Origin of the sequence: Nonomuraea sp. 10N515B (assembly GCF_052245915.1) — a bacterium.
GTDB lineage: Bacteria > Actinomycetota > Actinomycetes > Streptosporangiales > Streptosporangiaceae > Nonomuraea.
In genome coordinates this window covers 36,362-50,060 of sequence record NZ_JBQQBQ010000044.1, presented here as the reverse complement: position 1 = coordinate 50,060, position 13,699 = coordinate 36,362, and the positions used below count along the sequence as shown (strand labels likewise).

Genomic DNA, 13,699 nt, shown 5'->3' with positions numbered 1-13,699 from the left:
CGTCGAAAGAACCGCCTCCTAACGTGGGTTCCATGCCCATCACCCGCCATGCCGAAGCCCGGACGGTCCTCGATGACCCCAGATATGTGCCGCCTCCCGTGTCCCAGGACGGCCGGGAGGGGACGCTCGCGTGGCTGCGGGCGCACGTGTCGCGGTTCAGCACCGGCGACTCGCACGCCCGGCGGCGCCGCGCGGTCGTGGAGCGGCTGGCCGCGCTGGACCCCGCCGAACTCCGATCCGCGGCCAGGGCCATGACCCTGGAGCGGGGCGGCGAGTGGCGGGGCGTGCCGACGCGGGTCCTCGGGGCCGCGCTCGGTGTCAAGGACACCGCCGCCGTGCCGGCCGCGGCGAGCGGCTATCTGTCGGGCGAGGAGAGCCCGGAGGCCGATGCCGCCGTCGCCACCCTGCTCGACCAGGCCGACCTGCCGGCCGTCACGCTGCTGCTGCAGGCGTACGCCGCGACAGAGGGACTCATCGAGAACGCGCTCAGGCACGCCTCCTGCGACGCCGCACGCCCGGCCGCCCAGCCGAGCCCGCCCTCGTCCGCCGCGCCGCACAGCACCCGGACCGGCTTCGACGTCGAGGCCCTGCTGCACGAGACGCTCCGGCATGATCCGCCGCTCAAGGCCACGCGCCGGCTGGACACCCGCACCGGTGGTGAGGTGACGATCGACTTGGTGGCCGTCAACCGGGACCCCGGCGTGTTCGCCGATCCCGACCGGTTCGACCCGACGCGAGGCCCGGCCCCGCACCTGACGTTCGGCCACGGCCTCCGCCCGTGCCCGGCCCCCGGCCACGCGCTCGCCCTGGCCGCCGGCGTCCTGGAGGGACTGCTGTGAATTTCCGCGACCTGCACCGTCGCGGCGACCCGCTGCTGCTGCCCAACGCCTGGGACTACGGCTCGGCCGCCGTCCTGGCCGCGCAGGGGTTCCCGGCGATCGGCACGACCAGCCTCGGCGTGGCCGCCGTGCACGGCAAGCCGGACGCGGCCGGCGCCACCCGGGCCGAGACGATCGAGCTGGCGGAGTCGATCAAGGACCTCGGCGTCCTGGTCACCGTGGACATCGAGGGCGGCTTCAGCGACGACCCGGCCGAGGTGTCCGACCTGGTGGCGAGCCTGGGCGCACTCGGCGTGGCCGGCGTCAACCTGGAGGACGGCCGCCCCGACGGCACGCTGCGCCCGATCGGCCTGCATCAGCGCATCATCGAAGCGGCCACGGGCCACGGCGTGTTCGTCAACGCCCGTACGGACACGTGCTGGCTGCGGACCGGCGGCACCCTCGAGCGGGTCCGGGCGTACGGCCACGCCGACGGGATCTTCGTACCGGGGCTGAGCGATCTCGGCGAGATCGCGGAGGTGGCGGCGAGCACGCCGCTGCCGCTCAACGTGCTCTACCAGCCGGGCGGCCCCACGCCGGCCCAGCTCGCCGAGGCCGGCGTGGCCAGGGTGAGCACCGGGTCCCTGCTGTATCGGGCGGCGATCCAGGGCGCGCTGGCGATGGTGCTCGGCATCCGCGGCGAGCCTGTACCCCCGATGCCGACCTATGCGGAGATGACCGCGTTCTTGCCGTAGCCGCGATAATCGACGCATGCGCTTCCAGATCCTCGGGCCCACCACCGCGCTGGGCGAGGACGGCGAACCCGTCGCGCTCGGCGGGCCCCGGGTGCGGGCCCTGCTCACGCTGCTCGCCCTGCACGCCGGGCGCATCGTCGGCGCGGAGCAGCTCGTTGACGGCATCTATGGCGCCCGTCCCCCCGAGGGCGTGGCCAACGCGCTGCAGTCGCAGGTGTCCAGGCTGCGCAGGGCGCTGGGGCGGGACCTGGTGGAGTTCCACCCGGCCGGATACCGGCTGGTCGCCGACCCGCAGGACGTGGACGCGCGGCGGTTCGAGCAGCTCGCGCAGGCGGGCAGGCAGGCGCTGGAGGGCGGCGACCCGGCACGGGCGGCCGCGCTGCTGCGCGAGGCACTGGAACTGTGGCGCGGCGCTCCGCTGACCGACGCCCCTTACGCCGAGGCCGCCGCGACCGCACTGGAGGAGCTGCGGCTGGCCGCCACGGAAGACCGCGTCCAGGCCGATCTCGACCTGGGCAGGCACCGGGAGCTGGTCGCCGAGCTGAGCCAGCTCATCGCCGCCCATCCGCTGCGCGAGCGACCGCGGGCCCAGCTCATGCGCGCCCTGTACGGCAGCGGCCGGCAGGCCGAGGCGCTGACCGTCTACGACGAGGCCAGGAAGATCCTGGACGAGGAGCTGGGCATCGAGCCCGGGGCGGAGCTGGCCGCCGCGCACCTGGCCGTGCTGCGGGCCGATCCGGCGCTCGGCGCCCCCGCGGCCAGGACGGCCACCCAGCGGCAGGGGCTGCGGGCCCAGCTCACCAGCTTCGTCGGCCGTGCCGAAGACCTGGCGCTCGTCGGCGAGAGGTTACAGAGCGGCCGGCTCGTCACTTTGATCGGTCCGGGTGGCGCGGGCAAGACCAGACTCGCGATCGAAGCGGCCGAGCAGGAGCCGGGCGACGTCTGCTTCGTGCCGCTCGCGCCGGTCACCGACGACGCGGACGTGCCCAGGGCCGTGCTGGCCGCACTCGACATCCGCGACTCCCTCCTGCACACGCCCGACCGTCCTGCCGTGGACCCGGTCACCCGGCTGGTCACCGCGCTCGCCGACCGCAAGCTGCTGCTCGTCCTGGACAACTGCGAGCACCTCATCGCGGCCACCGCCGAGCTGACCGACCTGCTGCTCGCCTCGTGCCCCGGGCTGCGGGTGCTGGCGACCGGGCGGGAGGCGCTCGGCATCACCGGCGAGTCCATCCTGCCCGTGGCGCCGCTGCGGCTGCCGCCGCCCGAGGTGGACGACCCGCTGGACTACCCGGCCGTCCGGCTGTTCGCCGACCGGGCCGCCGCCGTCCAGCCGGGCTTCGCCGTGCACGCGGACAACGCCGCGCAGGTGGTGCGCATCTGCCGGGCGCTCGACGGGCTGCCGCTGGCCATCGAGCTGGCCGCCGCGCGGCTGCGTACGTTGTCGGTGTCCGACGTGGCGGCCCGGCTGGACGACCGGTTCAGGCTGTTGACACGCGGCAGCCGGGCGGCGCTGCCCCGGCACCAGACGCTGCGCGCGGTCGTGGCGTGGAGCTGGGACCTGCTGGACGAGAGCGAGCAGCGGCTGGCCAGGCGGCTGAGCGTGTTCGTGGGCGGCGCGCGGCCGGAGGCGGCCGAGCGGGTGTGCGGGCTGCCGGAGGAGGTGCTGTTCTCGCTGGCGGAGAAGTCGCTGGTGGAGGTGGTCGGCGGGCGTTACCGGATGCTGGAGACGATCCGGGCGTACTGCGCCGAGCACCTGGCCGAATCCGGCGAAGTGGGCGCGATGCGTGACGCCCACGCCGCTTACTACCTGGACCTGGTCGAGGCGGCCGACGCGCGGCTGCGGACCCGCGAGCAGATGGAGTGGCTGGCCCGGCTGGACGAGGAGAGCGACGACGTCAACGCGGCGGTGCGCTGGGCGACCGAGTCGGGGCAGGTGGAGACGGCGCTGCGGCTGGTGGCCCACGCCGCCTGCTACTGGTACCTGCGCGGCGACCGCGTCACGAGCGCCGCTCTCGCGAGCGCGCTGGTGATCCGGCTCGCCGCCACCTGTCCCGAGGGTCTGGACGAGGAGTACGTCATGTGCGTGCTCGTCGCCGCCTGGCGGGGAGGGATGGAGGACGAGCTGCGTGACCTGGTGGCGGTGGCCAGAGGCCTGCTGGAGTGGAATCATCTGCCGGCGCGGGTCGAGTTCCTCATGATGATGTTGTCGATGTACACCGGGCCGCCCGACGACTTCCAAATGGCCTACGAGGAGATCACGCTTAACTCTCGCACGCTCCCGCCCTGGCAGGCGGCGCTGGGCTGCACCGGCGCGGCGTTCGTGCTGCAGAGCCTCGGCCGGATGGAGGAAGCGGTGGCCCATTTCCATCTGGGCCTGGCCGCGTTCAAGGCGATCGGCGAGCGCTGGGGCACCGTGCTGGCGCTGTCCGGGCTCGGCCAGCTTTACCAGGAGCAGCGTGACCACTCGACGGCGTACGCGCTGGCCGACGAGGCACTCACGATTGCCCGCGAGCTGAGCGCCAAGACCGAGATCGCCGAGGCTCTGTGCCGGCGCGGCGACGCCCTGCAGGGACTGGGCGACCCGGCGCGGGCACGGGACGACTACGGGCTCGCGGCCGATCTGTCGCGGATGAACGGGTCCGTGGAGACCATCGCGTGGGCCCATCTCGGCCTGGGCGAGGTGGCGCTGGCCCGCGGGGATCTGGCGGAGGCGCGGGCCGTGCTGACCCAGGCCCGCGACGAATGCCCGGAGGACTGGTACAGCGCCGCGGAGACCCGCGTCCGCATCGACGCCGCGCTGAGCGAGGTCAGCAGGATGGTCAGCGAACGGTAGGCGGGCGGTCAGGCGCCCGCAGGACAGTGGCGCCATGAGAAGCAAATGGTCGTGCCTGGCGATCGCGTGCCTGGCCACCCTGCTGTTGTCGCTCGACCTCACCGTCCTGCACCTGGCCCTGCCGAGGCTGGTGACCGACCTTGGCGCGAGCTCCACGCAACTACTCTGGATCGGCGACGTCTACGGTTTCGCGCTCGCCGGCCTGCTCATCACCATGGGCAACCTCGGCGACCGCATCGGCCGCAAGCGCCTGCTGCTGATCGGCGCGGCGGCGTTCGGCGCGGCCTCGGTCGTGACCGCGTACGCGCCCAACGCCGAGCTGCTGATCGCGGCCAGAGCCCTGCTCGGCGTGGCCGGCGCCACGATCATGCCCTCCACTCTGTCGATCGTCAGGAATGTGTTCACCGAGCCCGCTGAGCGCACGACGGCCGTCGGGATCTGGAGCGGCATGAGCGCCGCGGGCTTCGCCGTGGGCCCCGTCGTCGGCGGGCTGCTGCTCGACCACTTCTGGTGGGGCTCGGTGTTCCTGATCAACGTGCCGATCATGCTGCTGGTGCTGGCCGGCGGCATCCTGGTGTTGCCCGAGTCCCGCAACCCGGACGCGGGCCGGCTGGACCTCCTCAGCGTCGTCCTGTCGTTCGCCGGCGTGGTGTCGGTCGTCTACGCGATCAAGGAGGCCGCCCACAAGGGCATCGAACACGCCGACGTGCTCGTGGCGGGCGTGGGCGGGGTGGCGCTGCTGGCCTTGTTCGCCTGGCGGCAGACGCGGCTGGCCGAGCCGCTGATCGACGTGCGGCTCTTCGCCCGCAGGGCGTTCACCGCGTCCATCGTCACGAACCTGCTGGCGATCTTCGCGATGTCCGCCATGATGTTGATGTTCGCCTGGTATCTGCAGCTCGTGCTCGGCTGGTCGCCGCTGCAGGCGGGGCTGGCCCAGCTGCCAGGCGGCCTCAGCGGCGCGATCGGCGGGGTGCTGGCCGCCCAGCTGATCCCCCGCATCGGCAGGAACGGCGTGGTCGCCCTTGGCCTGGCCATGAACGCGGGCGCGTTCCTCTACTACAGCACGCTCGGCACCGAGCTGAACTACCTGGCGCTGCTGCCCGTCATGGTGATCGGCGGCATCGGCATCGGGTTCGCCTTCACCGTCAACAACGACAACGTGCTGGCCACCGCACCCAGGCAGCGTGCGGGGGCCGCGGCCGCGGTGTCGGAGACGGCGTTCGAGCTGGGCGGGGCGCTCGGCATCGCGATCCTGGGCACCGTGCTGAACAGCGCCTACCGCGCCAACCTGGAGTTGCCTGCCGGGGTTCCCGGCGAGGGCGCCAGGGAGTCGATCGCCGGGGCGGTGGGCACGGCCGCGCAGCTGCCTGCCGAGCAGGCCGGACAGCTCATGCGGGCCGCGCAGACGGCGTTCATCGAGGGACTGCAGGTCACCGCGCTGGTCACGGCGGCCCTGCTGGCCGTGGTCGCGCTGCTGGCGCTGGTGGGGCTGCGCGGCGTGCCGAAGGAGATTCCCGAGGAGGTCCTGGCCCGCGCGTGACTCAGAGAACGGGATTGGTCGGGCAGGGCCGGGTGGTGCTCGGGACGAGGGCGTCGAGGCGGGCGCCGATCATCCTGGCCACCCCTTCGATGGTCTCGATGCCCGTGCCCTCCCCCGGCTGCCCGTCCGTCTGCACCGACAGCAGCAGGTCCCGGCCGGCTCCCACGACGCGGCCGTAGCTGGTGACGGCCCACGTGTTGTTCCTGAACGGCCGCGGCGTCCACCCGTTCTTCAGCGCCACCCGGTCCCCGGGGCGGGCGGCGGCGCTGACGCCCCACGCCTGGTCCTTCTGGACCCGCTGCATCAGCCCGAGCACCAGCCGCCGATCCGCCTTGCTCAGTCCCTTGCCCCCGCGGATCAGCGCCTTCAGCAGGCGGATGCGGTCGGCCGGGCTGGTGGTGGTGCCGCCCCAGAAGTGGCTCGGCCCCGGCGTGGTCTCCCGCAGTCCCACCCGGCCGTAGAAGGCGCTCAGGGCGCCGCCTCCGCCGGCCCGCGACCACAACGCGTCCGCGGCGCCGTTGTCGCTCTCCCTGATCATGCGGTCGGCCAGATCGCGCTCGCCCTCGTCCAGCCCGCCGGAGCGGGCCGCCAGCAGCGCCGCCAGGATGTCGACCTTGGCGCCACTCGCGGTGATCATGTCGTGCTGGTGCGCTCCTCGCCCCAGTGTGATCCCGGTGACGAGGTCCTGCGCCGCGAAGACGACCCGGCCCGGGCGGTGGCTCAGATACCGGGAGATGTCACGGACGAGCCGGGCGCGGGCGGCGGCGCCCGCCCGCATATCCGGAAATTTCAGTACACAGCGCGCTGCCTTGACCGGAGCCCTCGCGACGGCGGGCACCGTCGGCGCCCGCTGGGCCCCACACGCCGCCACGAGCGCCAGCCCGGCGCCGGCCAGCCACATCACACGCACACGCAAACCCCCGAGCTCTCATCGGGGGTCGGCGGTCTCCTGCCCTCAGGTCACGAGTCGAATCCCAGCCCCATCCGGTCGAGCGCGCGCAACCACAGATTGCGCTTGCCCTGGTGCTGGTCGGCCTGGGCGATCGACCATCGGGTGAACTGGATGACCCCCGACCGCATCGGCTCGGGCGGGAACGGGATCGGCTTCTCCTTGACCATCCGCAGCTCGGTCCGCTCGGTACGCTCGCCGGCCAGCAGGTCGAGCATGACGTTCGCGCCGAAGCGCGTGGCCCCGACGCCCATGCCGGTGTAGCCGATGGCGTAGACCAGCCGTCCGCCGTGCGCCTGGCCGTAGAAGGCGCTGAACCGGCTGCAGGTGTCGATCACGCCGCCCCACCGGTGGGTGAAGCGCACCTCGGCGAGCTGGGGGAAGGTGTCGTAGAAGTGCCGCGCGAGCGTGACGAACGTCTCGTCGCGCTGGTCGTACTCCGGTTTTACCAGGCCGCCGTTGTAGTAGACGGCGTCGTAGCCGCCCCACAGGATGCGGTTGTCGTCGGTGAGCCGGTAGTAGTGGAACCGGTTGGCGGAGTCGCCGACGCCCTGCCGGTTGCGCCAGCCCACCAGCGCGAGCTGCGCGTCGGTCAGCGGCTCGGTCATGAGCGCGTAGTCGTACACGGGGACCACGAAGTGCTTGAGCCGCCGCAGCAGCGGCGGGAAGACGCCGGTGCCCAGCGCGACCTTTGGCGCGGTGACGGCTCCGTAGGGGGTGCGCAGCGTGATCTTCGTGCCGTCGTCGTGCAGCGAGCGGACCGGGCTGCGCTCGTGCACGCGGACGCCGAGCCGCAGGCACGCCTCCCGCAGCCCCCACGCCAGCCGAGCCGGGTCCAGCATGGCGCAGCCGCTGCGCTCCCAGAGCCCGCCCAGGTAAGTCGGCGAGTCGACCTCGGCCCGCACCTGGTCCTGGTCGAGCGGCAGGTAGTCGAGCTCGAGCTCGGAGATCAGGTCCAGGTGCTCGTTGAGCCCGTCGAGCTGCCACGGCTCGGTGGCCACGTGCAGCTCGCCGGTGCGTTCGAAGGAGCAGTCGATGCCGTGACGCTCCAGCGTGCCCTCGATCTCGTCGAGGTTGTCCACCCCCATGCGTTCCAGCCGGTCGATCTCGTCCGGCCACCGCTCCAGCCCGTTGGCCAGGCCGTGGGTGAGCGTCGCCATGCAGAACCCGCCGTTGCGGCCGGTGGCCGCCCAGCCGATCCTGCGCCCTTCGAGCAGGACCACGTCCAGCGACGGGTCGCGTTCCTTGGCCATCAGGGCGGTCCAGAGCCCTGAGAAGCCGCCGCCGACCACGACGAGGTCGGCGCTGGTGTTCTGGTCGAGCCGCGGTTGCGGCTCGGGTCTGGCCGGGCTGTCCAGCCAGTACGGCTTGCGCTCCGCGTCAGCAAGCGCCTTCAGCGGATCCACAAATCCCACATCCCTACGGAAAATCTCAGGTACGGCGCCTCGCCGCGACCGCGTTACCGATCGCGATCAGCACCCCGATGCCGAAGATCAGCGTACCCATGACGTTGACCTGCGGTGGGATTCCCGTCTTCACCGCGCCGACGATCCACAGCGGGAACGTGATGGTCGAGCCGTTGACGAAGCTCGTGACCACGTAGTCGTCGATGGACAGCGCGAACGACAACATGGCCCCGGCGAGCACGCCGGGCATGATCGCAGGCAGCGTCACCTGCCGGAACGTCCCCCACGCCGTGGCCCCGAGATCCCTGGCGGCCTCCTCCAGCGACGGGTCGAGGGTGACGATGCGCGCCCGCACGGTCACCACCACGAACGACAGCGAGAACAACACGTGCGCCATGATGATCGTGTTCGCGTCACGCGGCACGTTCCCCGAGACGAAGAGCGACAGCAGCGACGCGCCCATGACCAGCTCGGGCGTGGAGATCGCGGCGAAGATGAGGAAGTTCGTGACCCCCTTGCCGCGGAAGCGGTGCCGGCCCAGCGCCAGCCCGAGCATGGTGCCGATCACGACCGTGATGATCGTGCTGACGGCCGCGATGACCAGCGAGTTCCGCAGGGCCACGGTCAGGTCGGAGATGTCGAAGAGCTCGCCGTACCAGCGCAGCGTGAAGCCCTGCCACGTGGTGTTGGACTTGCTCTTCTTGTCGTTGAACCCGAACAGGATCATCACGGCGATCGGCGACGACAGCCAGATGATGACCAGCCACGTGTAGACGTGGAGCAGCTTGTCCCCGAGCCTGGTGCCTCTCATCGCGCGGCCGCCTCGAGGACGTTCTCCGTGCCGAGCGCCCTGGCGTAGATGAAGATGCCCACGAGAAGCACCGCCATCAACGTGAACGACAGCGCCGAAGCGGTCGGGTAGTTCAGGTTGGTCAGGTATTCGGTCTGGATGATGTTGCCGATCATCGTGTTGGAGGTCCCGCCCAGGATGGCGGCGTTGATCGGGTCTGCCGTGGCGGGCACAAAGGTCATCAACACCCCGGCGAACACCCCCGGCAACGACAGCGGCAGCACCACCCGCCGGAACGCCCCCGTGCGGGTGGCGTACAGGTCCTGCGCCGCCTCCACCACCCGCGGGTCCACGCGTTCGAGCGACACGTAGATCGGCAGGATCATGAACGGCAGGAAGTTGTACGTCAGCCCACCCACCACCGCGAACGTCGTGGCCAGCACGTGGAAGTCGTCGGGCAGCAGCCCCCAGTCCTTCAGCGTGCCGAACAGGATGCCGTTGTCGGCCAGCAGGAAGTTCCACGAGATCGTCCGCAGCACGAACGACACGAAGAACGGCAGCAGGATCAGGAACAGGTAGACGGACTTGCGCCGGCCGCCCTTGAACGCGATCCAGTACGCCACCGGATACCCGATGACCAGCATGGCCGCCGTCGCCATCGCGCCGTAGAAGAGCGAGCGGACCAGCTGGGTGCTGTACCTGCCGATGGCGTCGCCGTAGTTGGAGAAGCTGAACGTCATGGCGAAGCCGTCGATGGCGTTGCCGGTCTGCAACGACACCGACGCCATCGCCACCATGGGCACGACCAGGAAGATCGCCAGCCACATCCAGCTCGGCAACGCCAGCAGGTAGGGGGTGAGCCGCCGCATCCGCTACGCCTGCGTGATGGACTGGAAGATCGGGTTGAAGACCTGCTGCGTCTGGCTGGTCAGCGGCGTGTAGCCGCGCAGCTTGGCGTAGTCGGCCTCGGTCGGGAACATGAGCGGGCTGTCGACCATGTCCTCCAGCGCCTTCTTGTCCTCGCCCTTGGCCGTCTTGGCCTTCTCCCTGAGCAGGTCCTGCACCGCCGGGACCGGGGTCACGTACTGGATGAACTCATCCAGCTCGGCGGCCACGGCCGGCTGGTAGAGGTAGTCCATGAGCATGAGCGCGTCCACCGGGTTGGCGGCGCCCTTGGGGATGAGCATGTTGTCGGTCCAGATCGTGCCGCCCTCCTCGGGCACCACGAACTTGACGGGCTCGCCGGCGAGCTGGCGCTGGAAGACGTCGCCCGACCAGGCCATGGTCAGCCAGACGTCGCCCTTGGACACGGCATCGATGTAGCTCTGGTCGTAATATTTCCGGACAATTCCGGCGTCGCGCTGCTCCTTGAGCTTGTCCCCGGCCTTGCGCCAGTCTGCCTCGGTCGACTTCTCCGGGTCGATGCCCAGCGCGAACATCCCGAAGTTCCCGATCTCCTGGGCGTCGGCCATCATGCCGACCCGCCCCTTGTACTTGGGATCGAACAACGACTGGATGCTGGTGATGTCTTCCTTGACGTGCTCGGTGTTGTACGCGATCCCGGTCACACCGGACGTGTACGGAATCGTGTACTTGTTGCCCGGATCGTAGGACCGTTCCTTGTACTTCTGGCCCGCGTTGGCCGCGAAGTTCGGCAGCTTGGAGTGGTCGAGCGGCAGCACGTAGCCCAGCTGGAGCATGTTCTGGAGCTGGATGCCGTTGGTCATGACGACGATGTCGTAGCCCAGCGACTGCCCGGCGCGCAGCACGGGCTCGGACTTGCCGAAGAACTCGGCGTTCTCCTGGATGACCTCTTTGTACTCGTACGAGATGCCGGTGGCCTGCTGGAACTTCTTCAGCGGGGCCTGGTCCTCGGGCATGTACTCGGGCCAGTTGGCGAAGACGACCTTGCCGTGCTTGGTCTGCTTGGACCAGAAGTCCTGGACGGCGTCGGCCTTGGGCGGTGCGGCCTTCTGCCCCTGCACGCCGCAGGCGGCGAGGGCGAGCCCGGCGGCGGAGAAGCCGGCGATCCTGAAGGCGTCACGACGGGTGCGGAGACGGGGGTTCATGAGGTGCTATCAACTTCCAATCACGTACGAGTGCTGCGCCTGCCACGACAGCCACACGGAGTCGCCCCGCTCCGCCGTGGCCGTGGCGTCATGCGCATTTTGCTGAAACACGGTGATCTCGGCCCCGTCAGCGAGACTCACCGCGTAGCTGTTGTAAGTGCCCAGGTAGACGACCTCGGCCACGGTGCCGCGGACGGAGCTCACGCCGTTCACGGGCTGCTCCGTGCCGATGGTGATCTTCTCTGGCCGCACGGTCACCGTCACGTCGCCCTCACGACCGGGCACCAGCACCCGCCCGCCGGCGATCTTCAGCTCGCCACCGGTGGCCGTCCCCGCCAGCAGGTTGGAGGTGCCGATGAAGCCGGCCACGAACGAGGTCGCGGGCCGCTCGTAGATCTCGCGCGGCCCGGCGAGCTGCTCGACCAGGCCGTCGTTCATGACGGCGATGCGGTCGCTCATGGTGAGCGCCTCGTTCTGGTCGTGCGTGACGTACACGAACGTGATGCCGACCTCGCGCTGGATGCGCTTGAGCTCGATCTGCATGGCCTGGCGCAGCTTGAGGTCGAGCGCCCCGAGCGGCTCGTCCAGCAGCAGCGCCCGCGGCCGGTTGACCAAAGCCCTGGCCAGTGCCACCCGCTGCTGCTGGCCGCCGGACATCTCGCGCGGCCGGCGCTTCTCCCGGCCGGTCAGGTCGACGATCTCCAGCATCTCGCCGACCCGCCGCTTGATCTCCTCCTGCGGCGTCTTGCGCTGCTTGAGGCCGAAGGCCACGTTGTCCCAGACGCTCATATGCGGGAAGAGCGCGTAGGACTGGAAGACCATGTTGACGTCGCGCTTGTTCGGCGGGACGTTCGTGACGTCCTGGCCGAGCAGCTTCACCAGGCCCTTCGACGGGGCCTCGAAGCCGGCGATCATCCGCATGGTCGTGGTCTTGCCGCAGCCGGACGGGCCGAGGAGGGAGAAGAACTCCCCCTCGGCGATGTCCAGCGAGACACCCTTGACCGCCTGGACCACCTCGCCGTGCGAGAGGTATTCCTTGACGACGTTCTCTAGCTCAATGGCACTGGTGGTCATCGTCGCCTATTCACCGATGTAGTGCATGACGTGCTTGACCCTGGTGTAGTCGTGCAGGCCGAAGACCGACAGGTCCTTGCCGTAGCCGGAGTGCTTGAAGCCGCCGTGCGGCATCTCCGACACGAACGGGATGTGGGTGTTGACCCAGACCACACCGAAGTCCAGCCGGTTGGACATGCGCATCGCGCGGCCGTGGTCGGAGGTCCAGACCGAGCCGCTCAGGCCGTACTTGACGTCGTTGGCCTTGGCGAGGGCGTCGGCCTCGTCGGCGAACGTCTGCACGGTGATCACGGGCCCGAAGACCTCGTTCTGCACCATCTCGTCGTCCTGCTTGAGCCCGTCCACGATGGTCGGGGCGAAGAAGTAGCCCTTGTCGCCGACCCGCTGACCGCCGGTGAGGACCTTGGCGTGGGCGGGGACCCGCTCGATGAAGCCCTGGACCTTGGCCAGCTGGTTCTCGTTGTTGAGCGGCCCGTACAACGCGTCCTCGTTGTCCAGGTCACCGGTCACGGTGCCGGCGGCCGCCTCGGTCAGCGCGGCCACGAACTCGTCGTGCACGCTCTCGTGCACGAGCACCCGGCAGGCGGCGGTGCAGTCCTGCCCGGCGTTGTAGAGGCCCGCGGTGGCGATGTCGGCGGCGGCCTTGCGCAGGTCCTTGACGTCCTCGAAGACCACGACCGGCGCCTTGCCGCCGAGCTCCAGGTGCACCCGCTTGAGGTCGTCGGCGGCGCTCTTGGCCACGGACATGCCGGCGCCGACCGAGCCGGTGATCGCGACCATGGAGGCCGTCGGGTGGCTCACCACGAGCGCTCCGGTCTCGCGGTCGCCGGTGACGACGTTGAAGACCCCCGCGGGCAGCACCTCACCGAGGATCTCGGCGAGCTTGAGCGTGGAGGCCGGGGTGGTGTCGGACGGCTTGAGCACGACCGTGTTGCCGGCCGCGAGGGCCGGGGCGATCTTCCACACCGCCATCATCATCGGGTAATTCCACGGCGTGACCTGGCCGATCACGCCGATCGGCTCGTGCCTGATGACGCTGGTGTGCTCGGCGAGGAACTCTCCGGCCGTGGGGCCCTCGAGCGTGCGGGCCGCACCCGCGAAGAAGCGGAAGTGGTCGGACGCCACCGGCGTCTCGTCCTCGGCCATGCGGGCGCGCGGCTTGCCGGTGTTGCGGCACTCGGCCTCGTTGATCTCGTCGGCCCGCGCGTCGATCGCGTCGGCGACCTTGAGCAGCAGGTTGGCCCGCTCACCCGGAGTGGTCCTGCCCCACGAGTCGAACGCGGCTGCCGCGGCGGCGAAGGCGGCGTCGACGTCTTCCTGGCCGGAGATCGGGGCCTGAATGTAGGCCTCGCCCGTGCACGGGTCGATGATGTCGGAGAAGCGGCCGCTCTTGGCGTCCACGAACTCACCGTTGATGTAGTTCTGCAGACGGGTGGTCAACGTACTGACCTCCTCGTGAGGT

11 protein-coding genes are annotated in these 13,699 nt (G+C 70.4%); 4 read left to right on the top strand and 7 right to left on the bottom strand.

The window, feature by feature from the left end:
• The first annotated feature begins 32 nt into the window (after positions 1-32).
• Genes ACTWQA_RS42175 through ACTWQA_RS42160 form a run of 4 tightly spaced genes read left to right on the top strand, consistent with a single transcriptional unit; the run spans position 33 to position 5,949 of the window.
• Positions 33-839 (top strand): cytochrome P450, encoded by an 807-nt coding sequence (locus ACTWQA_RS42175; protein ID WP_443164493.1) that lies wholly within the window; start codon positions 33-35, stop codon positions 837-839.
• Positions 836-1,573, top strand: coding sequence for an isocitrate lyase/PEP mutase family protein (locus ACTWQA_RS42170; protein WP_443164492.1), 738 nt, complete (start codon positions 836-838; stop codon positions 1,571-1,573). Before ACTWQA_RS42175 ends, ACTWQA_RS42170 begins: the two co-directional genes overlap by 4 nt.
• A 16-nt stretch (positions 1,574-1,589) precedes the next feature.
• Positions 1,590-4,409, top strand: coding sequence for a BTAD domain-containing putative transcriptional regulator (locus tag ACTWQA_RS42165; RefSeq protein ID WP_443164491.1), 2,820 nt, complete (start codon positions 1,590-1,592; stop codon positions 4,407-4,409).
• Positions 4,410-4,443: 34 nt separating this feature from the next.
• Complete coding sequence (locus ACTWQA_RS42160) at positions 4,444-5,949, top strand: DHA2 family efflux MFS transporter permease subunit (protein ID WP_443164490.1); 1,506 nt, start codon at positions 4,444-4,446, stop codon at positions 5,947-5,949.
• 1 nt (position 5,950) lies between these two features.
• Here the strand turns inward: ACTWQA_RS42160 and ACTWQA_RS42155 are convergent, their stop codons facing one another.
• Genes ACTWQA_RS42155 through ACTWQA_RS42125 form a run of 7 tightly spaced genes read right to left on the bottom strand, consistent with a single transcriptional unit; the run spans position 5,951 to position 13,677 of the window.
• Positions 5,951-6,850 (bottom strand): serine hydrolase, encoded by a 900-nt coding sequence (locus ACTWQA_RS42155; protein WP_443164521.1) that lies wholly within the window; start codon positions 6,848-6,850, stop codon positions 5,951-5,953.
• A 59-nt stretch (positions 6,851-6,909) separates the two neighbouring features.
• Positions 6,910-8,304 carry an NAD(P)/FAD-dependent oxidoreductase gene (locus ACTWQA_RS42150; protein ID WP_443164489.1) on the bottom strand — a complete coding sequence of 465 codons (1,395 nt, stop codon included), beginning with the start codon at positions 8,302-8,304 and terminating at the stop codon, positions 6,910-6,912.
• Positions 8,305-8,329: 25 nt separating this feature from the next.
• Positions 8,330-9,115, bottom strand: a complete 786-nt coding sequence (locus ACTWQA_RS42145) for an ABC transporter permease (RefSeq protein ID WP_443164488.1) — start codon at positions 9,113-9,115, stop codon at positions 8,330-8,332.
• A complete protein-coding gene (locus ACTWQA_RS42140) occupies positions 9,112-9,963 on the bottom strand; it encodes an ABC transporter permease (protein WP_305918182.1) in 852 nt (283 codons plus the stop codon). The genes ACTWQA_RS42145 and ACTWQA_RS42140 overlap by 4 nt, the downstream gene beginning before the upstream one ends.
• Positions 9,964-9,966: 3 nt before the next feature.
• Positions 9,967-11,163, bottom strand: a complete 1,197-nt coding sequence (locus ACTWQA_RS42135; RefSeq protein ID WP_443164487.1) for a polyamine ABC transporter substrate-binding protein — start codon at positions 11,161-11,163, stop codon at positions 9,967-9,969.
• 9 nt (positions 11,164-11,172) lie between these two features.
• Positions 11,173-12,237 (bottom strand): ABC transporter ATP-binding protein, encoded by a 1,065-nt coding sequence (locus ACTWQA_RS42130; protein ID WP_443164486.1) that lies wholly within the window; start codon positions 12,235-12,237, stop codon positions 11,173-11,175.
• Positions 12,238-12,243: 6 nt separating this feature from the next.
• Positions 12,244-13,677 (bottom strand): gamma-aminobutyraldehyde dehydrogenase, encoded by a 1,434-nt coding sequence (locus tag ACTWQA_RS42125; RefSeq protein WP_443164485.1) that lies wholly within the window; start codon positions 13,675-13,677, stop codon positions 12,244-12,246.
• Between the last annotated feature and the right edge of the window lie 22 nt (positions 13,678-13,699).